Below are 22,786 nucleotides of genomic sequence, written 5' to 3'. Positions count from 1 at the left end.
GAGCGGAGTTTTAGGAGCGGAAAAAGTCGGCCAGCTGGGCGGCGTCGAGCAGCACCAGGGTTTTGCGGCCGTCGGGGGTGTAGCCGGGCACCTGGCAGGCAAACAGGCGGTCGGCCAGGGCGTTCAGCTCGGCGTCGGGCAGGCGGGCGGCGGCGGTGCTGCTGGCCACGCGCCGGGCCAGGGCCCGCGCCAGGGCCTCGTGGCGGTCGAGGCGCAGGGGCCCGGCGGCGGTGCGGAACTGCTCAATCAGGCTTTCGAGCAGCTCCTTTTCGGCCTGGGCGGGCATGCCGGCGGGCACGGCCTCCACGGCAATGGTGTGGGGCCCAAACTCGACGAAGCGGAAGCCCAGCGTATGCAGCGGCTCGGTCAGCTCCCGCAGCACCGCAAAATCGGCGGGCGAAAAGCTCACCGTGCGCGGAAATAGCAGCGTCTGCGAGGCCCCGTCGGCGCGCTCCAGGCCCTGCGCGTACTGCTCGTAGAGAATCCGCTCGCGGGCCGCCTCCTGGTCAATCAGCAGCACACCCGACTTCACCGGCACCAGCACGTAGCGCTGCTGCACCTGCACGGCGCGGTGGCCGGGGCCCCCTTCGCGGCTGGGCAGGTTGGTGCCTGGTGCCTGGTGCTTGGTGCTTGGGTCGTCTTCCGGGAAAGCCAGCGGCAGGGCCCCTGGGGCCCCGGCTGGCGCAGGCGCGGTGGTGGCCTCCGCGTCCTCCGCGGGCAAATCGTCGGCCGTGCGCAAGGGCTGGCCCAGCTCGCGGTAGAAAGCTTCAAGGTCGCGCCGGGCCTGCTCGGTGGGGCGCGGCGCGGCCTGGCGGGCAAAGCCGTCGGTGCGGGTGTCGGGGTCGAAATTGGCGAAGCCAGCCGCCGTGGGCCGGGCGGCGGGGGCCCCGGCCAGGCCGGGTCCCCCCGCAAAATCGTTCCGGTCGGCGGGCGTCACGGCGGGCAGGTTGTCCTCGGGGCGCAGCCAGCGCGAGGCCCCGGCGGCCGGCTTGCCGGCCCGCAGCGGCCGGATGGGTGCAAAGTTCACATCGCCGTCGAAGTCCAGCGAGGGCGCGATGTTGTGCAGGCCTAGGCTCTGCTTCACGGCCGAGCGCACCACAGCATACACCGTTTTCTCGTCTTCGAACTTGATTTCCGTCTTGGTCGGGTGCACGTTGATGTCAATGGCCTTGGGGTCCAGCTCCAGAAATAGCACGTAAAACGGGTGGGCATCGCGCGGGAGCAGGCCCTCGTAGGCCGCCAGCACAGCGTGGTTGAGGTAGGCCGAGCGGATGAAACGGTTGTTGACGAAGAAAAACTGGTCACCCCGGCTTTTTTTGGCCGACTCGGGCTTGCCCACGTAGCCGCGCACGGCAATGAAGGGCGTCACCTCCTCGCAGTTGGCCAGCTGCTCCTTGTAGCCATTGCCCAGCAGCTGCACAATGCGCTGGCTGAGCTTGCCGGCTGGCAGCCCAAACACCTCCAAGTCGTTCTGAAACAGCGAGAAGCCCACCTGCGGGTTGGCCAGCGCCACGTGCTGAAACTCGTCGAGCACGTGGCGCATCTCCACGGCGTTGCTTTTGAGAAAGTTGCGGCGGGCGGGCACGTTGAAAAACAGGTTTTTCACGGCGATGCTCGTGCCGTCGGGGCAGGCCGTGGGCTGCTGGCTGGTCACCTGCGAGCCTTCCACGAGCAGCAACGAGCCGGTTTCCTGCATGGGCTGCTTGGTGCGGATTTCGACCTGGGCTACGGCCGCGATGCTGGCCAGGGCCTCACCCCGGAAGCCTAGTGTGCGGATGCGGAATAGGTCTTCGGTGCTGCGGATTTTGCTGGTGGCGTGGCGCTCCAGGCTCATGCGGGCGTCGGTGGGGCTCATGCCCGTACCGTTGTCCACGACTTGCACGAGCTGCTTGCCGGCCTCTTTCACAATGAGTTGCACCTGGGTGGCGCCGGCATCCACGGCGTTTTCCAGCAGCTCCTTCACCACCGAGGCGGGGCGCTGCACTACCTCGCCGGCCGCAATCTGGTTGGCGAGGTACTCAGGAAGCAGGCGGATGATATCGGGCATGGAGCGGGGCTGGCCGGGGCCAGCAGGTAAACAAAGAAGCGGGCAAATTAGCCGGTGGGCCAACGCAAAAAGCCGGCGGGCAGCGCAAAGCAACGCGGCGGGGAGCCGATTTAAATCTACCCCCCCGTAGTTTCTGCGTACCTTCGCGGTCAAACAGCGGCGCGCTAATCGGCCCGGTTCGGAGCGATTTTTGCCCCGTTAAGGCTGGGCAGGCGGCGGGTTTGGAACGGCCAAACCCCTTCCGTCGGTTCCGCAGCTTTCCACGACAAAAGTACGGCCCCCGGGGCCCGGTTTTCCCTTGAAGCTTTTCCTTCGCCCCCCGGGCCCGCTGCGTACCACGGTTTGGCTGGCCCTCGCGGCGCTACTGCTAGCGGCGGGCACGCTGCTCTCGTTCGCCAGCTTGCGGAAGCTCCCGGCCGACCCGCTGCCCAACTCCCCCCTCGAAATGGCGTGGGTCGACAGCGTGTTCAACTCGCTTACGCCTGATCAGCGCCTGGGCCAGTTCTTCATGGTGGCCGCCTACTCGAACCGCGAGAAGGCCCACGCCGACCGCATCGAGCGGCTGGTGCGCAACCAGGGCGTGGGCGGGGTGATGTTTCTGCAAGGGGGCCCCAAGCGCCAAGCCTTGCTCACCAACCGCTTGCAGGCCGCCGCCAAGGTGCCGCTGCTCATTGCCACCGACGCCGAGTGGGGCCTCGACATGCGCCTCGACTCGTCGGCCCACTTCGCCAAGGAAATGACGCTGGGGGCCCTCGACGACCCGCAGTACGTGTACCAGATGGGCCAGGCCATTGCCCGCAAGCTGCGGGCGCTGGGCGTGCATATCAACTTCGCACCGGTGCTCGACGTGAACTCGAACCCCAACAACCCGGTGATTGGCAACCGCGCCTTTGGCGAAAACCAGGACCGGGTGGCGGCGCTGGGCGTGCAGTATATCAAGGGATTGCAGGACAGCCGGGTGATGGCCGTGGCCAAGCACTTCCCCGGACACGGCGACACCGACACCGACTCGCACGTAGCCCTGCCGGTCGTCAATACCGACATGGCGCGGCTCACGAAAGTCGACCTAGTACCCTTCCAGCAGGCGTTCGACGCCGGGGTGATGGGCACGATGGTGGCCCACCTCTACATCCCACTCTTCGACACAACCAACGCCAAAACCACCACCCTCTCGCACGCCCTGGTTACGGACTTGCTGAAGGACAAGATGGGCTTTAAAGGCCTGGTGTTCACCGATGCACTGAACATGCGCAGCGTGAGCAAGCTCTACAAAGACGGTGAGCTGGACGCCATGGCCCTGGCCGCGGGCAACGATGTACTGCTGTTTTCGGAAGACGTGCCGGCCGCGCTTACCCGCATCAGGGAGGCCGTGGCGGCGGGCAAATTGCAGCAGGCCGACCTCGACCTGCGGGTGAAGAAAATTCTGCGGGCCAAATACTGGGCCGGGCTGAACCACTACCGCCCCGTGAACCTAGCCGTGCTGCACGACAGCCTGAACCAGCCCAGCACCCGCGTGCTGGCCCAGCGCATTTTTGAGCACGCCACCACGGTAGTAAAAAACGACGACCAGCTCCTGCCCTTCCAGCGGCTTGATACGCTGCGCATTGCGGCCATCACCATCGGCACGCCGGCCGAGGGGCCCTACGCCACTATTTTCAACAAGTACCAGACCGGCCCGGTGTACGCCGTGGCCGACCGCTACGCGCCCGACTCCACGTTTGCCCGCCTGCTGCCGCGCTTGAAGCCTTACAACGTGGTGGTAGTGAGCCTGCACCAGATGAACAACACCCCCAGCCACAGCTACGGCCTGGGCGACGGGGCCCTGAAATTCCTTAAGCAGCTCCAGGCCACCAAAGGCATCAAAACGGTGGTGGTGGCCATGGGTAACGCCTACGGCCTCAAGTACCTGGAGGGGGCCCGCACGCTGGTCTGCGCTTACGAAGACCACTACGCGGCCCAGCTGGTGGTGCCGCAGATACTGTTTGGGGCCCTGCCGGCGCGGGGCAAGCTGCCGGTCACCGTATCGCCGACCCTGCCGGTGGGCACCGGCCTGGCTACGCCCGACCTGCACCGCCTCCGCTACGCCGCCCCCGAAAGCGAGGGCCTCGACTCGCGCGTGCTGGCCGGCATCGACAACATCGCCCTCGAAAGCCAGACCTACGCCGCCGCCCCCGGCTGCCAGGTGCTGGTGGCCAAAAACGGCACCGTGGTGTTCGACCAAAGCTACGGCTACTGCACCTACGACCAGTCGCAGCCCGTGACCAGCAGCACGTTGTACGACCTGGCGTCCGTCACCAAGGTGGCCGGCACTTTGCAGGCCATCATGTACCTCAAAGACCAGGGCCGCCTGAACCTGGACGAAAGAGTAGCCACTTACCTGCCCGAAATGCAGCGCACCAACAAGCGCGACATGACCGTGCGCGACGTGCTGCTGCACCAGGCGGGCCTCAAGCCGGGCATTCCCACCTGGGAGCGCACTGTGCGCGACGGCAAGCTGAAGCCGACCTTTTACGCCGACCAAAAATCAGTTGACTTTCCCAACGAGGTGGCCCCCGGCGAGTACAGCGTAAAGGCCGCCGACGACTCGGTGTGGACCTGGACGCTGCGCTCGTCGCTGCTGCCCAAGGTGCACGGCAAGTACCCGGTGGAGTACTCCGACCTCAGCTTTCTCATCATGAAGCGCCTGAGCGAGAAGCTGCTGAAGCAACCCATTGAGGAGTTTTTGCAAGCCAATTTCTACCGGCCCCTGGGCCTGGGCAGCCTGACGTACAACCCGCTCACGCGCTTCCCCAAAAGCTGCATTGCCCCCACCGAGAACGATACGTATTACCGCCACGAGCAGCTGCAAGGCACCGTGCACGACCAGATGGCAGCCCTGGTGGGCGGCGTAGGCGGCCACGCTGGCCTCTTCGCCACCGCCAACGACCTGGCCGTGCTGATGCAGATGGACCTGCAAAACGGCAACTACGGCGGCACCCGCTACTTCCAGACGCCGGTGGTGTCGGAGTTTGCCCGGCCCCAGGTGGCGGGCAATAAGCGCGGTCTGGGCTGGGACCATGGCGACCCCAGCAAGCCCCAGGGCCCCACCAGCAACCTGGCCCCGGCCAGCACCTTCGGTCACACCGGCTTCACCGGCACCTGCGTGTGGATGGACCCCGACAACCAAATCCTCTACATCTTCCTATCGAACCGCGTGTACCCCGACGCCGGTAACAACAAGCTGCGCCAGTACAACATCCGCACCCGCATCCAGGAGGTGATTTATAAGGCCCTGGCCGCCGGCCAGTTAGCCGCAAAGCCCAGCAAGGGACTCGGCGCATCCAGCAGCGCCGCGGGCAGCCAGTAAGCTTCGATCAACTTGGTTTGCAACGTTTGAGCTAAATCGTTGGCAAGTAACCGTGCCCAGCGCCTCCGCGAATAAGCAGTGGCGCAGCATCGTTCTCACCACCGTCCACTTATGCTACCGTGCCGCCGCAGCTCGAGCCCGCGCCAGCCGTGCAGCCGTAGCAGTGCTGGTTGACCACGATGGGGCGCTGGGCCAGGGCCGCGGCGTCGAAGTCGCGGATGTGCTGGCTGGTGCTGGCCACGTGCAGGTCAAGCATCTGGTTGAAGTCGCAGTCGTAGAGGCCGCCGTCCCAGCCCACCGAAATGGTGTCGCGGCACATCACGCCGGCCGCAGCGCTAGGGTTGAAGGCGTTCACCAGCTTTTCCATGTAGCCCGCGTAGTTGCCCGACTCCACGAGGTAGTCCAGGAAGCGGCTAACCGGCAGGTTCGTAATAGCGAAAAGGTCGTTGAACACGATGCCAAAATCTTTCGCCAGCGCCTGCTTGAACTGCCGCTGCAAGGCCGCCTGGGGCCCCGGCATAAAGGCGCCAGCCGGGTTGTACACCAGGTTCAGCACCAGGCCGCTGTCCGGCTGGCCGTAGCCCACGGCGTTCAGCATTTTGAGGGCTTTGATGGAGTCGGCAAACACGCCGTCGCCGCGCTGGCGGTCGGTTTTGTCGGCCGAGTAGAAGGGCAGCGAGCTAGCCACCTCCACGCCGTGCTGCTTGAAAAAATCGGGCAGGTCGTGGTACTTCTTATTGGCCACGATGATGGTCAGGTTGCAACGCACCAGCACTTTGCGGCCCAGCTTGCTGATTTCCTCCACAAACCACCGGAAGTCGGGGTTCATCTCCGGGGCCCCACCGGTAAGGTCCACCGTGGGAATATCGGTTTGGGCCAGCACGTCGAGGCAGAGCTGCATCGTGGCGCGGGTCATGATTTCCTTGCGATCGGGACCGGCATCCACGTGGCAGTGCTTGCAAACCTGGTTGCACATCTTGCCCACGTTGATTTGCAGCACCGCCGGGGCTACCGGCCGCAGCGGAAACAGCCCTGCCTCCCGCATTTTCTGGTGGAAGGGCGGCAGGTGCAGCACGTCCACTACTTCCTGGCGCAGCACGGTGAGCTGAAAGGCCGAGTCGGCGAGCTGGTTGCCAGTCGCTTTGAGAGATTTTATCATGGAAAATAGCGCGGACTCTGCGAGTCCGCGCGGGGGACGTGGTGAATCGTTCGACGCGCGGACTTGCAAAGTCTACGCTACTGGCTTACATCGATAACTCCTTGACTTTGTTCATCATCTGCACGCCGTGCACCAGCGTGGCGCCGCCGCGAATGGCGGCGGCCACGTGCACGGCCTCCATCATTTCGGGCTCGGTGCAGCCCTTTTCGAGCGTGTCGGCCGAGTAGGCGTCAATGCAGTAGGGGCACTGCACGGCGTGGGCCACGGCCAGGGCAATGAGCGACTTTTCGCGGGCCGTGAGGGCCCCTTCGGCAAATACGGCGCCGTAGTAAGCGAAGAATTTATCGGCGAATTCCTTCTGGAACTCGCCAATGTTGCCAAATTTCTTGAGGTCGGCGGGATTGTAATAAGTTTCCATACTGCGTTTTAGCTGGCTACGAGAAAAGGGTGAGGGACAGATTGGTAAGCCGGGGTCATTCGTAGAAGTTCCGCAGGCGGCGCTGGCTGGCGCGCACCACCCAATCGCCGAGGCGCGGCAACAGCGTGTGCACCACCAAAATAAGGTAGCCCAGCGCCGAAACAACCGTGCGCCGCCGCCGCCGCCGCACATGCCGCAAGATACTAGCCGCCACTTCGGCCTGCGACTTCTGCCAGCGTGGCGAACGGTACGCAATGGGCACGGACCGCCCGGCCGCGTCGAGCACGCGCTTGTCGGCATCGTTCTGGGTAAAACCAATGTGCACCACCCCAAAATGTACGCCCGTATCGGCCAGCTCCAGACGCAGGGTGTGGGCGAGGTTGGCCAGGGCGGCCTTGCCGGCGCAGTAGGCCGAGCCGCTGGGCATCCCATTCAGGGCCGAAATGGACGAGATGAACGTGACGCTGCCCCTGGTCAGAATGAGGTAAGGCAGGGCCGCCTTGAGCGGGTACACCGAGCCGTAAACGTTACTGTCGAGTACCTGCCGGAATACCTCGGGCGTGAGGTCGCGGAAGTAGGCGCGCATCGAAATACTAGCGTTGGTAACCAAGATATCAAGCCGACCGAACGTGGTTATCGCCGTGGCAATGAGGCGTTCGGCGGCGGCATAATCGGTCACGTCGGCCACGCAGGCGGCTACTTGGTAGCCCTCCGCGGCCAGGGCCTGGCGAGTGGCTTCGAGGCGCGTAGCCTGGCGGCCGTTGAGCACCACGGCTGCGCCCTGCCGGCAAAATGCACGGGCCGTTTCGCGCCCGATGCCCGACTCAGAGCCGGTGATGAGGGCCACCTGGCCGGCCAGCGGACCAGCGTTGCTACCGGACGTAGCCGTGGGCTTTAAACCAGGAAAAGGCATCGGCCACGGCTTGGGAAATGGAGGTTTGGGGCAAGGCCAATTCGCGGCGGGCTTTCTGCGCGGTGAAGTAGTGGCCGTCGTTGGCCACGGCTACCATCGCTGCATTTACTTGGGTGGGGCGGCCGGTGAGGCGGGCCTTGAAGTCGCAAGCTGCACCGTAAAAGTTAGCCAGCGGCGGCGGCACCGGCCAGCGCGGGGCTCCTACCCCCACGGTTTCGGCCATTAGGGCGAAGGCTTCGCGATAGCTCAGGTTTTCATTGCCCAGGATATACGACTCGCCCACGCAACCCATGGTCAGGGCGTTGACGGTGGCCACGGCCACGTCGCGCACGTGCACGTAATTTTTGCCGCCTAGGGGGTAGCCGGGCAGGCGGCCGCCCAGCAGTTCCAGCAGCAGCGCGCCCGAAGTGGGCCGCGCATCGCCGGGGCCCAGCATAAAGGTGGGGTGCACCAGCACGGCGGGCAGCTGCTCGCGGGCCACGGCGCCCAGCACGCGGTCGGTAGCAGCACGCTTGCTGTCCATGTAGTCAAGCCCGTAGCGGCGGCCGGCGTAGGCCCAGGTTTCGTCGCCGGGCCGCTGTTTTGGACCGAAGCCGAAAACGTTGGCCGTGCCTACGTACACGAAGCGCCCCACCCCTACTTGGTGCGCCAGCCGCAGCGCCTGCTCGGTGCCGCCTAGATTGGCGGCCCACACCGCCGAGTTGCGGGCGGGGTTCACCTGGGCCAGGGCTGCCGCGTGGATGAGGGCCCCGCAGCCGCTGCCCACAGTGGCTATTTCGGCTTGGTCGGCCACACGGGCCAGGTCAAACTCGACTACCTCGATGGGCAGCGACGGCAAGGGCGGCAGGGCCCCAGCCGCCGCGCTGCCCGGCCGCACCAGCGCGCGCACAGGGTAGCCACGGCGCAGCAGCTCGGCCACGAGATGGCGGCCCAGGAAGCCGTTGGCACCGGTTACGAGTACGCGGGGGAGCGGGGCGGCTGGCATCAGCGGTAGTTGAGCAGGGCCTTGTAGGTGCGGGCAATGCGCGGCGGCGGCACCTTGAGAAAGAACAGCGAAAAAGCCGTCAGATTGGCCAGCTGCACGCGCAGCCAGCCGTTAGTTTCGTACTTGCGGGCCGACACCACGACGTCCTGCGGCACGATGAAAAACGGGGCAGCTTTGCGAATACGCTGGATAATGTCAAAGTCTTCCATTATCACAAACCGCTCATCGAAACCGTCCAACTGCACGAACAGCGCCCGCGTGATGAATAGCGTCTGGTCGCCACCCCGACTCATAATCCCTTTAAAGCGAGTGCCGTAGCTATTAATTCGCAGTAGCGGGTGCGGCGAGTCAAACCGAAACCGGTAGCAGCCCGCCGCGTGGCCCCGCGCCACTGCCGCCGCAATAGTGGCGGCGTAGTCGGGATGAATGCCCACATCGGCATGCACGAAGTAGAGGACTTCGCCGCGGGCGTGGCGAGCACCATAATTCATTTGGGCGGCGCGGCCGGGCTGGGGCGATTGCAGCACGGTGGTGGCGCCGGCCTGGCGGGCGGCGGCGGCGGTACCATCGGGGCTAGCGGCGTCCACGACCACTATCTCGACCGCACCGGCGGGGGCGTGGCGGCGCAGCTCGGCTACTAAGCGGCCGATGTTGGCGGCTTCCTTGTAGGTGGGAATAATTACGCTGAGCATACTGGTAAAATCTCTACGGAGCCGCAACTTGCAGATTAATTGGCAAATACTAAGTTTAGCCGGGTTAGAATGCCTCCCCAACGGTAAGGTAAAAGCCGCTTGATTGCTGCCCACGGCCATAATCGAGCCGCACGTTAAGATGGTCGCGACGGTTGGCCGTGAAGCGCAGGCCCGCTCCGTAGGCACCTTTCGGCTCGCGGAGGCGCAAAAGCGCCTGCTCATCGCCCAGGGTACCCACGCCGCCGAATACCACCGCGCCCAGGCGTTTGTACACATCAACGCGTAGCTCAGCCTGCACCAGGGCGAGGTTCTGGTCCCGGTAGCGGCCCTCGTAGTAGCCGCGCAGCCGCCGCGAGCCGCCTAGCAGCGACAGGGCATTGAACGGGGCAGTACCCACGATGAAGCTGCCGAAATAATTGACGGCCAGCACGGTGTGGCGGCCCAGCGCGTGGTACTCCGACACATCGGCCGTGTAGCGGTCGAAGCGCGTCGTTTCGCCCGCCAGGCCCGCACCCACGGCCCGGTTGCGGAGGAAGGCGCTGAGGTCGGCGACCACTCCTTTTTTGGGAAAGAAAACGTTGTCGCGCGAGTCGTAAAACAGGCCCAGCCCGCCGCCCGTCAGGCGGCTGCCCAGCCCGCCGGGTACGGTGCCGCTGGCCAGCCGGCCGCCCGCTTCAACGCTGCTCATGCGGTAGTCTTCGTATTGATAGCGCAGGCCAACGTAGAGCTTGCCGGCATTTGTCCCGGCCCCTACGCGCCGGAAGACATTGACCCGCACGCGGGGAAAATGGACGCCATATAGCTCACGCGGCACTTCGTGTTGGCCCACGCCATAGAAGTAGTAGTTGTAGCGGTAGTAACCGGCCTCGCCATAGGTGTAGTAGCGGTTGTGGTTGTAAAAAATCTGGAAGGGCAGGTACAGCAGCAACTGCTGGTTTTGGGTATAGGCCAAAGCCAGGGTGAGTTGCGAGGGGTGGGCGGTGGCAAAGCCGTCGTCGCGCCGGAAATGCACGGTCGCCGTGGCGGCCACACCATAAGCCAGCCGGGTTTCGGGCGTGTAATAGACCAGCGGCACCGGAAGCAGCGCCAGGCGCTTGGGGTGCACCGTATCGGCGGGGGCCAGCCCGGCCAGGGCCAACAGTACAGTAGTCAGGAGCACGGTAGAAAAATGATTTATAATTTCTACGAAATTGCGGTGGCCGGGAGATTGCCGCCCGGCAATCTTTACAGCGGCCCTTTCCCGTATACAGTCCCCAATGAACAAACTCATGAAAACCTCCACCTTGGCGGCGCTGGTCCTGGCCGCCGGCACGCTCACCGCCGTGGCCGTGGCGGTGCCCAGTCTTAACCCCGTGCCGACGCCCACCTACGCCGTCGCCGTCGCCGCCACCGGGGCCCTGGTCGACCACAGCGCCTACGACAAACTGCTCAAAAAGCACGTCAACGCCCAGGGGCTGGTTGACTACAAGGGTTTTAAGGCGGATGAGGCGGCTTTCAACCAGTACCTGGCCCTGCTGAGCAAGAACCCGCCGGCCGCTAACTGGGGCAAGGCCGACCAGATGGCTTACTGGATTAACGCCTACAACGCCTATACTATCCGCCTCATCCTCGACCATTACCCAGTGCAGAGCATCAAGGATATTGGCTCGAAAATTCAAATTCCGTTCGTGACTACACCTTGGGCGGCAAAGTTTTTCAGCATCGGTGGCGAAAAAATGAGCCTCGACAACATCGAGCACGGCATCCTGCGCAAGAAGTTCGACGACCCGCGCATCCACTTTACGCTTGTCTGTGCCTCCATCTCGTGCCCGCGCCTGCGTAACGAAGCTTACACTGCCGCCGCGCTCGAAAAGCAGCTCGACGACCAGGCCCACGACTTCCTGAACAACCCGGCTAAGAACAAAATCAGCAAGGCGAATGCTCAGCTCTCCAAATATTTCGACTGGTATAAAGGCGACTGGGAAAAAAATGGCCAGTCGGTGGTGAAATGGGTGAACCGCTACTCAGCTACCAAGATTGACGACAACACCAAGATTTCTTACCTGGAGTATAACTGGAATCTGAACAAGCAATAGGCTTGTTTGTACGCCTTTCGCATGGGGGCCCACCCCACCTTAGCATTGCCCTTATTACCCCCGAACGCCTAAAATGAGCTACTTAGATACCACCGCCGACTTGTACCGCCAGGCGGCCCAGGAGCCCCAAGTGGGCCTTTGCTGTACCACCAACCCCGTGTGGCAGTTGCCTGGCCTGAGCATTCCGCAACGCATGCTGAGCATGAACTACGGGTGCGGCAGCACCGTGAATCCGCGCGACCTCACAAACTCGCCCACCGTGCTCTACGTGGGCGTAGGCGGTGGCATGGAGCTGCTCCAGTTCGCGTACTTCAGCCGCCGGCCAGGCGCCGTGATTGGTGTGGACGTGGTAAGCGAAATGCTCGACGCCTCGCGTGCTAATATGCAAACCGCTGAGGAACAAAACGATTGGTTCAAGAGCGACTTCGTGGACCTGCGTGCCGGCGACGCCCTGCACCTGCCCGTGGAGGACGCGAGCGTGGACGTGGCCGCCCAGAACTGCCTGTTCAACATCTTCAAGCTCGACGACCTCAAGCGCGCCCTCCAGGAAACCTACCGCGTGCTCAGGCCCCACGGCCGCCTCGTGATGTCGGACCCCACCTGCGAGCAGCCCATGAGCAACGAGCTGCGCGCCGACGAGCGCCTGCGGGCCCTGTGCCTCACCGGCTCGCTGCCCCTGCAACAGTACCTGGACGTGATTGCCGAGGTCGGCTTCGGCACCATCGAGGTGCGGGCCAAGCGTGCCTACCGCGTGCTCTCGCCCCAGCACTACGCCACCGATGAGGTCATCTTCATTGAGAGCGTGGAAGTGTGCGCCATCAAGGACCCGATGCCAGCCGATGGACCCTGCATCTTCACGGGCCGCACCGCCATTTACTACGGCGGCGACGAGTATTTTGACGACCACAAGGGCCATGTGCTCTTGCAAAACCAGCCCCTGGCCGTGTGCGACAAAGCCGCCGGCCAACTAGCCGGCTTGGGCCGCGACGATATTTTCATCTCGCCCTCCACCTACCACTACGACGGCGGCGGTTGCTGCTGATTTTCATTTAATACTTAGCAATTGACATTTAACAGTTTGCAGAATGCAGCAACAAGTTGCATTCTGCTTATCCATTCGTAATGAAACTGTTAAAGGTTAATTACTACATGTTAAATGAACTGCTTTTCCTCAGCGCCCTGCCCCTGCTGGCGGCTTTGGGGCCCAGAGCCGCGGCGGCCCAGGGCCCCAAAGCCGCGGCGGCCGAGGTGCGGCGCTACAGCATTGAGGTGGCGGGCGTGCGGGTAGGAACGATGACGGCCACGCGCCAGGCCCCGGTGGGCCCCGACGTGACGTACGCTTTGGTGAGCGACGTGCGGGTGAACTTCCTCTTCTACCGCCTCAAGATTTATTACCGGGTCACCAACCACTTCCGCAGCGGCCAACTACTGCTTTCGACCGTGGAGGCGCACACCAACCAAGGCGATTTTTCCTCCCGGGCCGAGTGGAAGGGCGACCACTACGACATCGTTGCCGACCAGTACAAGCACCACTACCGGGCCACCGAAACGCAGCCCATCCGCTACGCCGTCACCAATATGTTTTTTGGCGAGCCACCGGCGGGGCAGGCGCGGGCTTTTGCCGAATATTTCGGCGATTATTTTGCCCTGAGCCGGGGCCAGAACGGCGCCTGGCAGGCCCTGCGCGCTGGCCGCGAGGACGAGTACCAGTACACCAACGGCCAGCTGGTGACCCTCACCAAAAAGAATCCGCTCAAGAATTTTATCATCCGGCTGCTGCCGTAGCCAGGTGCGGCGGCGGGCCCCCGGGCCAGGCTACCGGTACGCCTTTTGGCCGCGCTGGAGCCAGATGCCCCAGGCGGGCGAGTACGGATGCACGCGGGTAGTGGGCTGGTCGTGCCCCGTGACGATGGGCTGGCCCTCGTTCACCCACTCAAAAATGCCGCCGTAGAGGTTGCGCACGTTGGTGTAGCCGGCTTGCTGGAGCCGGGCGCCGATTTTTTCGCTGCGCGCGCCCACCGAACAGTACACCACGATGGGCGCGTTCTTAGGCAGGTCCTGCACTTTGGCCAGGGAAAAATCGCCGTAGCCAACCTCCCGGGCTCCGCGCAAGTGGCTGACGGCGAACTCCGCGGGCGGGCGCGTGTCGAGCAGCACCGAGGCCGGCTGGCGCCGGAGCTGCGCCACGCTCACGAAGGGCACCGACTCCTGGAGCAGGCCGTTGAGCATGACCGAATAGAGGGGGTTGATGGTGGAAGGCGCGGCGGCTTGGCGGCTGTAGTAGGCCGCCGCCAGGCCCGCCAGCAGCAGCCCACCGCCCAGCCACCGCACCAGAGAGGAAGTAGTCATGCCCGCAGATACGCAGGCGCGGCCCCCGGCGGTTACCCTAGCCCCGCCGCTCGCGCCAAGCGTAGCCCGTGAGGGCCCCGAAGCCCACCACCAGCAACCCGTGAAACGGCAGCAGGCCGTAGCTGCGGTAGTAAAAATCGGCCGCCAACCCGCCCAGGAAATACAGCGTCAGCAGCCCCTCGCCGTACGGCAGCGGGCCGGCGGGGGGCCGGCGGGTGGGGTGGGCCGGGGCCCCGGCGGTGGGGCCCCGGCCCAGCTTGGGCGTGCGCACGAAGGGCGAGGCGCGCCGCCGCAGGCCCTGCCCCACGGCCCGCGCATTGTGCAGCGCCAAGCCCATCGACAACGAAACAAACAGGCCAAACGTGGGCGCGAACCAGCGCCCGGCCGCCGGCCCGGCCCGCCGCCAGGCCCCGTAGTAGTAATAGACCAGCGGCAGCAGCGTAAAAACAAAAGCCGACGCCAGCCGAAAAACCGGCTCCAGCTCGGGCCGGTGCGCCCGCACCAGCACCAGCGGCACGCTCAGCAGCGCCATCAGCAAAATGACGGCAAACACCGAGCTGTTCAGCAGGTGAAACGTGGCGTGCAGCTTGGTGGCCAGCGGCAAGGCCGGCGTGCGCCACAGCCGGCCCAGGTGCTTGCGGGCGGTTTCGGCGGCGCCCTTGTTCCAGCGGTACTGCTGCGACTGGAGAGCCCCCAGGTGGGCGGGCAGCTCGGCGGGCGCCACCACCTCGGGCAGGTACACGAAGCGCCAGCCGCGCAGCTGGGCGCGGTAGCTCAGGTCGAGGTCTTCGGTGAGGGTATCGGCCTGCCAGCCGCCGGCGTCTTCGATGCAGGTGCGCCGCCACACGCCGCCCGTGCCGTTGAAGTTGAGGAAGTGGCCGCCCGCCTGCCGCCCCACCTGCTCCACCAGAAAGTGCGCGTTCAGCCCGAAGGCTTGCAGGCGCGTGAGCAGCGAATCGTTTTCGTTCAAATGCCCCCAGCGGGTTTGCACCATACCGATTTCGGGGCCCGTGAAGTACGGGATGACGCGACGCAGAAAGTCGGGTTCCGGAATGAAGTCGGCATCGAAAATGGCAATAAGCTCGCCGTCGGTTTCGGCCAGGCCGTGGGCCAGGGCCCCGGCTTTGTAGCCCTGGCGGGTAGGCCGCCGCACGTGGCTGATGCGCACGCCGCGCGCCCGGTGGTGGGCCACGCGGGCGGCAGCCACGGCCACGCTGACATCGGTCGAGTCGTCGAGCACCTGGATGTGGAGGCAGCCGGCGGGATAGTCGAGCGCCGCGGCCGCGTCGATGACGCGCGCCACCACGTGCAGCTCGTTGTACACCGGCAGCTGCACCGTGACGTGCGGCCACGCGGCGGGCAGGGGCGGCGCGGGCAGTGCGGGGGCCCGGCGCGCCAGCCGTGCGAGCTGCCACTGCGTGAGGCTGAAACCCAGCATAAATACCAGGCACAGGCCGTAGAGGACGACCAGCCCGGTTTCGAGAAAGAGCATGTAGGCGTGTTGTAGCGCAGTTTTCAAATCGAGGTATGGGCCGGTTCGCCGGTGCTGGCTGGCCGGCCGGCTAACGCTGGCGGACCGGACAACGACTTAAAAACCGCGGCCACCTTACCCCTACAAAATTCGCAGCGAATCGGCGTGGATGAACGTGGAAGCCGCCAGCCGCCCCTCGCGCGGGCCGTTCTCCAGGTTGAGCACGCCGCGGGGGCAGGCGGTGGCGCACAGGCCGCAGCCCACGCAGGCCGCCCGCACAATAGGCGCGCCGCGCTGGGCGTACTGCTTCACATCGATGCCCATTTCGCAGGCGTTCGAGCAGTTGCCGCACGAGATGCACTGCCCGCCGTTGGTGCTGATGCGGAAGCGCGAGAAGTGCTTTTGCAGCAGGCCCAGGTAGGCGGCCATGGGGCACCCAAAGCGGCACCACACCCTGCTGCCCAGCAAGGGGTAAAATCCCACCCCCACAACGCCCGAAAATATGCTACCAATGGCGAAGCCATACAACTGCCCCAGGGGCCCCGTGACCACGCCCAGCGCCGGCACCGCCCCCGAGGCCCCCACCCACAGCAGCGCCGTGAGCAAAAGTATCAGCCCCAGAATGGGGTAGAGCAGGCGCATCTCCCAGCGCCAGGCCGTGCGGCTTTTGTCGGAGAGGTGGCGGTAGGCGTCGCCGGCGGTTTCGGCCAGGCCACCGCAGCCGCACACCCAGGCGCAGTACCAGCGCTTGCCGAAGAAGTAGGTGAGCACTGGCGTAGCCAGGAACGACAGTACCACTCCCCAAAACACCATGAACACGCCCAGCCCGCCGCCGTGCAGCAGCTTGCCCACGGCGTCGGGGAAGAGGTAGTCGTACTTCAGCGGCCAGAAGTACGAGAAGTAATACTCGGGCTGCTGCAAAGCCAGCAGCAGCCCCGGTAGCAAAAAGCTGAAGCCTAGCTGGAAGAACATCACCGAGGCGGTGCGGGCTAGGTGGTAGCGGGTAGAGCGGTATTTCCACAGCGCCCGGCCGCCCAGCACCAGCACCGCCAGTGTATAAAACGTGCCGTAGAGCAACCACTGGTCGGCCGCCCTGTGCCGCAGCCACGCGCTGAACGGGTCGAGGGCCCGAATGAGGTTTTCGAGCAGCCCCGGAAACCAGTACAGCACTACGTAGAAACCCGTGAGGGCCACACCCGTAGCCCAGGCCACCGCGCCCCGGCTAGTGCTGGCCCGCCGCCACAAATCGTGCGGGTGCCAGCCGGCCGCCGGGCGCCCAAACGCCAGCCAGGCCCAGCCCAGGGCCCCACCGCTCACCAGCGCCAAGGCCGCGTACAGGCTCAGCCGGGCCCGGTTGTGGTCGGCATCGGCGGCGGCAACTAGCAGCGCCAGCAGGCCCAGGGCCACGGCAGCCAGGGGTAGCTTTTCGCCGGGCGGCGTGGCGGCGGGCGGCGGCTGGGCCAGGGCCAGCGAGGGGGTAGGATGGTCTTGCATATTCTATAGAAAGTAATGTAGCTCGCACGCTGCGAGCCCGAACACCTCGCGCTTGCAATCATCCGGTTTCACCTGCTCGCGGTGCCCGCGCTCAGCCCCGCAGCGGCCCCGCTACCACAGCCCCTTGCGGCGCGGTTTTTCCACCGCAATACTCGGAAACTGCTGGGCAAACGCGCGCCGGATGGCTGGCTCGTGCTGGCGCGCAAACTCGGGGTCGAAATTGGCCGCCGCCAATTGGGCCACCACGGTGCCAATGGGCGTTTTTTCGCGCAGCCAGTGCTCCCACACGTCCTGGCGCTGGCGCAGGCCAAGGGTATTTACGCCCGTCACGGCTTGGTCGGCTCCGCAAAAATTGATACGCAGCAGGTGTTTCCCATTCGGGTGCTGCCAGCAAAAGCTGGCGATGCCGGCCGTAGGCTGGGCGGGTACCCGGCCGTAGGTTTGGTATTCGAGGTGGAAGAACTTGGCCGAGTTGAACCACTCGCCGCGCCGGTAGGGCGTAGGCTCGCCGCAGATGGTGTGGGCCACGGTTTCGCCCTGCATCCGGCCGGTGTACCAGAGCTGCTCCACGGCCACCTCGCCGGGGGCAGGCCGGCGGTGCTGGGCGCAGTCGCCGGCCGCGTACACGCCGGGCGCGCTGGTTTCGAGCATCTCATCCACCAGAATGCCGCGGTCGGTGGCGAGGCCGGCGGCCTGGGCCAAAACCAAGTTGGGCTGCACGCCGGTAGCCAGGCCCACCCACTCGGCGGGCAGCACCTGGCCAGTGGTGGTTTCCACGGCCTGCACGCGGCCCTGGGCGTTGCCGCGCAATTCGCGCAGCTCGGTAGTCAACTGCAAGTCAATGTGCTGGTCACGAATGTGCGCTTCCAGCATAGCCGACTCTTCGGCCGGCAGCACCGACTGCCAGTAGCGCCCCTCGCGCACCAGCCAGGTGACGTGGATGCCGCGCGAGTGCAGCATTTCGGCCAGCTCCACGCCGATGAGGCCGCCGCCCACCACCACGGCGTGGGCAACGCCTTGGGTGTCGCGGCTCATGCTTTCCAGGTCTGGCAGGCCGTAGAAGCCCTGCACGCCGCGCAGCTGCCGGCCGGGCCAGCCTGGGATGCGGGGTACCGAGCCGGTGGCCAGCAGCAAGCGGTCGTAGGCCAGGGAAGGGCCGGCGGCCAGCTGCACGGTGCGGGCGGCGGTATGCACACCAAGGGCTTCGTCATGCAGGAGTTCAAGCCGGTTTTCGGCCCAAAACCAGTCGGCGTGGGGCTTCACGTCGGCGTAGCGCAAGTGGCCGAGGTACAGGTACATCAGCGCGGGGCGCGAATAGTGGTGCGCGCTCTCGGCCCCCACCAGCGTAATGCGGGCCTCGGGTAAGAGCCGCCGCGCCGTAATGGCCGCTGAAACGCCCGTAATGCCGTTGCCGATAATAACGAAGTGCATAGAAAGCAAAGAACGCCCAAACCGCCGGGACCCGCCGGGCGCAGCATCTACGCTCCCGCCCCGCCGGCGGGTTTGGGGGCCCTCAAACAATCTAATTTCCAGTATGACGCAAACTTACGACATGATATAACGTATATTTGCGTCATACTTCCAAAGGTGGTTACCGGCCGCCGCTTTTCTACGCCATGACCTACGCCAAAACCGCCGCCTTCACCGCCGACCAGCAGCAGCTGGCGCGCATCGCCAGAGCCCTGGCCCACCCAGCGCGGGTAGCCATTATCCAGCTGCTGGCCAGCAAGCAAACCTGCATTTCAGGCGACATCGCGGCCGAAATGCCGCTCTCGCGCACCACCGTGTCGCAGCACTTGCAGGAGCTAAAGGCGCTGGATTTGATACGCGGTGAAATCGACGGGCTCACCGTCTGCTACTGCCTCAATACGAAGCTACTGCAGCAAGTGCAGCAGCAGTTTACAGCCTTTTTTAGCGAAGCCATGGCGGGCGCAACCTGCGGCCCCGAAGATACCTGCGCCTGTTAATTCTTGTTTTTACCTCAATTCCTTTCCCATGAAAATCTCCGAATTGAAGGAGGCCCTGGCGGGCCTCGCCGCCATCAGCTTCCGGCTGCCCGATGGCACTGCCCTGCCGGCGCACTTCCACATGACGGAAGTGGGCTTGGTAACCAAGCACTTCGTCGACTGCGGCGGCGTGGAGCGGAAGGAAACCGTAGCCAACTTTCAGCTCTGGGAGGCCGGCGACTACGACCACCGGCTGGCGCCGCAAAAGTTTCTGCATATCCTTCAGCTCTCGACGCGCATTTTGGGGCCCCAGGATTTGGACATCGAGGTAGAGTACCAGCAGGCCACCATCGGCAAGTTTGGCCTGGCCTTCGACGGGCGCGACTTCCTGCTCACGCCCAAGCAGACGGCCTGCCTGGCCCAGGATGCCTGCGGCATCCCCAGCGCGGCCTTTGCGCTGCCGCAGTTGCCGGTGGCCACCTGCACGCCGGGCGGGGGCTGCTGCTAACGTATTATTGGTAAGGACTCAACCCGCCCGTTTCTTGTTCGCCACACCGGTTAGCGCCCTCACCACCGTCCACTGGCCGGAAATCAAATCCACTTACCGAGCCGGCATTACCACCGGGCAGGCCACGTTCACGAGGCCGGTCGGGTACTAGGCTGGGCTGCGTTCCCGTCCGCGTCAAGCCGGTGGGTGTACCGAGGCGCGGCCAAGGTAGGCGCCCGCGTGGCCGCTAAAGCACAGGACCAGGCGTGGACCAGCAACGGCTGGGCACGCTGGTGCGCAGCGCCAAAACCCAGGGCCCGTGTGCGTTGCGAACTGGCATTTTCCCGGAGAACGCGGCCAGCCTGGCGCTGCACGCAGGCCAGGGCTTCCGGCTGGTGGGCCGGCGCGAGCGCATTGCCCACCAGCCGGCGTGTGGCGCGACGCCCTGTTGCTGGAGCGCCGCCGCCTCACAGCGGGCCAGCCGGCGTAGCCTCATCTCTTACCTCCTAGCCCGAGTTTCCGGCCGCCTTTGGGGTACCAGTTGGCTTGCCGTATCCGTCCTTTTCCCCGCCTTCTTTTTATGGAACTGACCAACCTAGCAGCACCCCCGCCCGTGGCGGCGGTAGCCCAAAAAAAACTCTCCGGCCTCGACCGGGGGCTCACGCTCTGGATTTTTCTGGCCATGGCGCTGGGCGTGGGCCTGGGCTATTTTGTGCCTCATATCAACCAAGTTATCAACTACTTCTCAGTGGGCTCCGTGAACGTGCCGCTGGCCGTGGGCCTCATCCTGATGATGTACCCGCCGCTGGCCAAGGTGAAGTACGAGCAGCTGCCCCGCGTTTTTCGCAACGTGCGCATTGTGGGGTTGTCGCTGGTGCTCAACTGGATTGTGGGGCCCCTACTCATGTTTGGACTGGCCATCTGGCTGCTGCCCGACCGGCCCGACTACATGATGGGCGTCATCCTCATCGGCATTGCGCGCTGCATTGCCATGGTACTGGTGTGGAACGACCTGGCCGATGGCAGCCGCGAATACGCAGCCGGGCTGGTAGCGCTCAACTCCCTCTTTCAGGTACTGTTTTACAGCGTGATGGCCTGGCTGTTCATCACTGTGCTGCCGCCTTATTTTGGGCTGAAGGGCTACACCGTGCACATCGGCATCGGCGACATTGCCCCGAGCGTGCTCCTGTACTTGGGCTTGCCGTTTGCGGCGGGCTTTTTGTCGCGTCTCGTGCTGCGCCGCCTCCGGGGCGATGCCTGGTACGAGCACGTTTTCCTGCCGGCCATCAGTCCGATTACGCTTATCGCGCTGCTGGGCACCATTGTGGTGATGTTCAGCCTGAAGGGCGACCTGATTGTGCGCATTCCGCTCGATGTGCTGCGCATTGCGCTGCCACTGGCCATTTATTTCAGTATCATGTTCGTGATCAGCTTTATGGCGGGCAAATACCTGGGCGCGAGCTACGCCGAAAACGTGTCCATCGCCTTCACGGCCACCGGCAACAACTTTGAGCTGGCCATTGCGGTGGCCATCGGCGTGTTTGGGCTGAATTCAGGGCAGGCGTTTGCGGGCGTCATCGGCCCGCTCATTGAGGTGCCGGCCCTCATTGCGCTGGTCAACCTGGCGTTTTGGCTGCGGCGCAAGTATTATGCAGCTGCTTAATTTTCTTATTAGCGCAATTTCCAAATCAGGATACCTGCTCCGGTCCGACGGCGGAGCTGTCCACCCTGTTATCGCGTGAACGAAGGCTGAACGACTGGCCAAGCGGCGCACGCGTCAACCGATCCGACAGCGGAGCCGTCCGACCAAAGCAAATACCATGACCCAGGAACTGCTGTAACAACATCTTATGAAACCCAACATCCTGGTGCTATGCACCGGCAACTCGTGCCGCAGCCAGTTGCTGCAAGGCTACCTCCAGCAAGAACTAGGCGACCGCGCCGCCGTGTATTCGGCGGGCATCGAAACCCACGGCCTCAACCCCCGCGCCGTGTGCGTAATGGCCGAAGACGGCGTGGACATTAGCCACCACACCAGCAACCACGTAAACGAGTACACCGCCGTGCCGTTCGCCTACGTACTCACGGTGTGCGACCACGCCCACGAGGCCTGCCCGGTGTTTCCCTCGTCGGCCCAAAAGCTGCACCACAACTTCCCTGACCCCGCCAAAGCCACCGGCACCGACGACGAGATTATGCAGCAGTTTCGGGCCGTGCGCGACGAGGTGAAGGCCTACGCCCACAACTTTGAGCAGGCCCACTTCGGGGGCAAATAACTACTTGATGGATTCGCAAACAATTGATGTGTTGGTAATTGGCGCGGGGCAGAGCGGATTGGCCGTGGGCTACTACCTGCGCCGGGCGGGCTACTCGTTTGCCCTGCTCGACGACCAGCCGCGGCCCGGTGGCGCGTGGCCCAACGGCTGGGATGCGCTGCACCTTTTTTCGCCGGCCGAGGCCAACTCGCTGCCGGGCTGGCCCATGCCCCGCCCGGCCCCCGGCGGCCCTGAATTCCCGCCCCGCGACGCGGTGGTGGCGTACCTCACTGACTACGAGCGCCGCTACGCGCTGCCCGTGCACCGGCCGGTGCGCGTGGCGGCGGTGGCCCGCGCCGGGGCCGGCTTCGTGGTGGCCACCAGCCAGGGCCCCTGGCAAGTGCGGGCCGTGGTGGCCGCCACTGGCTCGTGGAGCCAACCCTTTATCCCCGACTATGCGGACCGGGCGCTGTTTGGCGGCGAGCAGCTGCACTCGGCGTACTACCGCCAAGCGGCGGCCTTCGCCGGACAGCGTGTGCTGGTAGTGGGCGGCGGCAACTCGGGGGCCCAGATTCTGGCCGACGTGTCGCGGGTGGCCCGCACCATCTGGGCCACCGAGCGCCCCCCGCGCCTGCTGCCCGACGACGTGGATGGCCGCGTGCTCTTCGCCCAGGCCACCCAGCGATACCAGGCCGGCCCCGCGGCCAGCCCGCCCCCCAGCCTCGGCGACGTGGTGATGGTACCCGAGGTGCAGGCGGCCCGCGAGCGCGGCGTGCTGCGCAGCGTGCGCCCACCAACGCACTTCACTCCCACCGGCGTGGTCTGGCCCGATGGCCGGGCAGAAGCGTTTGACGCCGTTATCTGGTGCACGGGCTTCCGGCCGGCGCTGGGCTTTTTGGGCGGGCTCGGGCTAGTGGGGCCCGATGGGCGCGTGGCCACAACCGGCACCCGCGCCCTGGCGCTGCCGGGGCTTTGGCTGGTGGGCTACGGCAGCTGGACGGGCTTTGCCTCGGCCACACTCATTGGGGTGGGCCGCTCGGCCCGCACAACGGTGGAAGAAATTAAGGATTTTCTGGGCTAAGTAGTTGTTGGGCAAGCGCTTTTGAGAAGCAAGCGCAGTGCTCCGCCCCGGCCCCCGGCGCGATACCC

General features: G+C 64.9%; 20 protein-coding genes. 9 read left to right on the top strand and 11 right to left on the bottom strand.

Annotated features, from left to right (window positions below; all coding sequences use genetic code 11):
• Window positions 1-10: 10 nt before the first annotated feature.
• Window positions 11-2,047 carry a DNA mismatch repair endonuclease MutL gene (gene mutL / locus DDQ68_RS20635; RefSeq protein WP_109657985.1) on the bottom strand — a complete coding sequence of 679 codons (2,037 nt, stop codon included), beginning with the start codon at window positions 2,045-2,047 and terminating at the stop codon, window positions 11-13.
• 298 nt (window positions 2,048-2,345) lie between these two features.
• On the opposite strand from mutL, the gene DDQ68_RS20630 reads away from it, so the two are divergent.
• On the top strand, window positions 2,346-5,393 hold the full coding sequence (locus tag DDQ68_RS20630; protein WP_245897143.1) for a serine hydrolase domain-containing protein: 3,048 nt from the start codon (window positions 2,346-2,348) through the stop codon (window positions 5,391-5,393).
• A gap of 109 nt (window positions 5,394-5,502) precedes the next feature.
• Here DDQ68_RS20630 and arsS read toward each other — a convergent pair whose 3' ends face one another.
• The 6 genes from arsS to DDQ68_RS20600 all read right to left on the bottom strand — a co-directional run bounded on the left by arsS (window position 5,503) and on the right by DDQ68_RS20600 (window position 10,719).
• Window positions 5,503-6,549 (bottom strand): arsenosugar biosynthesis radical SAM (seleno)protein ArsS, encoded by a 1,047-nt coding sequence (gene arsS, locus DDQ68_RS20625; RefSeq protein ID WP_109658544.1) that lies wholly within the window; start codon window positions 6,547-6,549, stop codon window positions 5,503-5,505.
• 88 nt (window positions 6,550-6,637) lie between these two features.
• Complete coding sequence (locus DDQ68_RS20620) at window positions 6,638-6,970, bottom strand: arsenosugar biosynthesis-associated peroxidase-like protein (protein WP_068229436.1); 333 nt, start codon at window positions 6,968-6,970, stop codon at window positions 6,638-6,640.
• Window positions 6,971-7,025: 55 nt separating this feature from the next.
• The gene (locus tag DDQ68_RS20615) at window positions 7,026-7,883 is read right to left on the bottom strand and encodes an SDR family oxidoreductase (protein ID WP_109658543.1); all 858 of its coding nucleotides are present in this window, start codon (window positions 7,881-7,883) and stop codon (window positions 7,026-7,028) included.
• The gene (locus DDQ68_RS20610) at window positions 7,843-8,868 is read right to left on the bottom strand and encodes an NAD-dependent epimerase/dehydratase family protein (protein ID WP_109657984.1); all 1,026 of its coding nucleotides are present in this window, start codon (window positions 8,866-8,868) and stop codon (window positions 7,843-7,845) included. Before DDQ68_RS20610 ends, DDQ68_RS20615 begins: the two co-directional genes overlap by 41 nt.
• Window positions 8,868-9,560, bottom strand: coding sequence for a TIGR04283 family arsenosugar biosynthesis glycosyltransferase (locus DDQ68_RS20605; RefSeq protein WP_109657983.1), 693 nt, complete (start codon window positions 9,558-9,560; stop codon window positions 8,868-8,870). The genes DDQ68_RS20610 and DDQ68_RS20605 overlap by 1 nt, the downstream gene beginning before the upstream one ends.
• Before the next feature lie 64 nt (window positions 9,561-9,624).
• Window positions 9,625-10,719: a BamA/TamA family outer membrane protein gene (locus tag DDQ68_RS20600; protein WP_109657982.1), complete on the bottom strand. Its 1,095-nt coding sequence runs from the start codon at window positions 10,717-10,719 to the stop codon at window positions 9,625-9,627.
• Between the two features lie 109 nt (window positions 10,720-10,828).
• Between DDQ68_RS20600 and DDQ68_RS20595 the strand changes: the two genes are divergently transcribed.
• From DDQ68_RS20595 to DDQ68_RS20585, 3 genes are all read left to right on the top strand, one after another.
• Window positions 10,829-11,635, top strand: a complete 807-nt coding sequence (locus DDQ68_RS20595; RefSeq protein WP_245897142.1) for a DUF547 domain-containing protein — start codon at window positions 10,829-10,831, stop codon at window positions 11,633-11,635.
• A 73-nt stretch (window positions 11,636-11,708) separates the two neighbouring features.
• Entirely contained in the window at window positions 11,709-12,677 is a 969-nt protein-coding gene (arsM, locus tag DDQ68_RS20590; protein ID WP_109657980.1) for an arsenosugar biosynthesis arsenite methyltransferase ArsM, read from the top strand.
• Between the two features lie 80 nt (window positions 12,678-12,757).
• The gene (locus DDQ68_RS20585; protein ID WP_245897140.1) at window positions 12,758-13,420 is read left to right on the top strand and encodes a DUF6134 family protein; all 663 of its coding nucleotides are present in this window, start codon (window positions 12,758-12,760) and stop codon (window positions 13,418-13,420) included.
• A 30-nt stretch (window positions 13,421-13,450) separates the two neighbouring features.
• Here the strand turns inward: DDQ68_RS20585 and DDQ68_RS20580 are convergent, their stop codons facing one another.
• The 4 genes from DDQ68_RS20580 to DDQ68_RS20565 all read right to left on the bottom strand — a co-directional run bounded on the left by DDQ68_RS20580 (window position 13,451) and on the right by DDQ68_RS20565 (window position 18,380).
• The gene (locus DDQ68_RS20580) at window positions 13,451-13,984 is read right to left on the bottom strand and encodes a rhodanese-like domain-containing protein (protein WP_245897138.1); all 534 of its coding nucleotides are present in this window, start codon (window positions 13,982-13,984) and stop codon (window positions 13,451-13,453) included.
• 37 nt (window positions 13,985-14,021) lie between these two features.
• A complete protein-coding gene (locus tag DDQ68_RS20575; protein ID WP_245897137.1) occupies window positions 14,022-15,503 on the bottom strand; it encodes a cellulose synthase family protein in 1,482 nt (493 codons plus the stop codon).
• 93 nt (window positions 15,504-15,596) lie between these two features.
• Entirely contained in the window at window positions 15,597-16,949 is a 1,353-nt protein-coding gene (locus tag DDQ68_RS20570; protein ID WP_109657978.1) for a 4Fe-4S binding protein, read from the bottom strand.
• Window positions 16,950-17,060: 111 nt separating this feature from the next.
• The gene (locus DDQ68_RS20565) at window positions 17,061-18,380 is read right to left on the bottom strand and encodes an NAD(P)/FAD-dependent oxidoreductase (protein WP_109657977.1); all 1,320 of its coding nucleotides are present in this window, start codon (window positions 18,378-18,380) and stop codon (window positions 17,061-17,063) included.
• Between the two features lie 185 nt (window positions 18,381-18,565).
• Between DDQ68_RS20565 and DDQ68_RS20560 the strand changes: the two genes are divergently transcribed.
• From DDQ68_RS20560 to DDQ68_RS20535, 5 genes are all read left to right on the top strand, one after another.
• A complete protein-coding gene (locus tag DDQ68_RS20560; RefSeq protein ID WP_109657976.1) occupies window positions 18,566-18,916 on the top strand; it encodes an ArsR/SmtB family transcription factor in 351 nt (116 codons plus the stop codon).
• Between the two features lie 28 nt (window positions 18,917-18,944).
• Complete coding sequence (locus DDQ68_RS20555) at window positions 18,945-19,403, top strand: DUF6428 family protein (RefSeq protein WP_109657975.1); 459 nt, start codon at window positions 18,945-18,947, stop codon at window positions 19,401-19,403.
• Between the two features lie 559 nt (window positions 19,404-19,962).
• Window positions 19,963-21,045, top strand: a complete 1,083-nt coding sequence (gene arsB, locus DDQ68_RS20545; RefSeq protein WP_109657974.1) for an ACR3 family arsenite efflux transporter — start codon at window positions 19,963-19,965, stop codon at window positions 21,043-21,045.
• Between the two features lie 187 nt (window positions 21,046-21,232).
• On the top strand, window positions 21,233-21,658 hold the full coding sequence (locus tag DDQ68_RS20540) for an arsenate reductase ArsC (protein WP_109657973.1): 426 nt from the start codon (window positions 21,233-21,235) through the stop codon (window positions 21,656-21,658).
• A 7-nt stretch (window positions 21,659-21,665) separates the two neighbouring features.
• The gene (locus tag DDQ68_RS20535; protein ID WP_109657972.1) at window positions 21,666-22,718 is read left to right on the top strand and encodes an ArsO family NAD(P)H-dependent flavin-containing monooxygenase; all 1,053 of its coding nucleotides are present in this window, start codon (window positions 21,666-21,668) and stop codon (window positions 22,716-22,718) included.
• The last annotated feature ends 68 nt before the right edge of the window (window positions 22,719-22,786 follow it).

This window comes from Hymenobacter nivis (assembly GCF_003149515.1).
In the GTDB taxonomy this organism is placed as follows: domain Bacteria; phylum Bacteroidota; class Bacteroidia; order Cytophagales; family Hymenobacteraceae; genus Hymenobacter; species Hymenobacter nivis.
The sequence above is the reverse complement of the archived record's forward strand: the minus strand, read 5'-3'. Positions and strand labels throughout refer to the sequence as shown.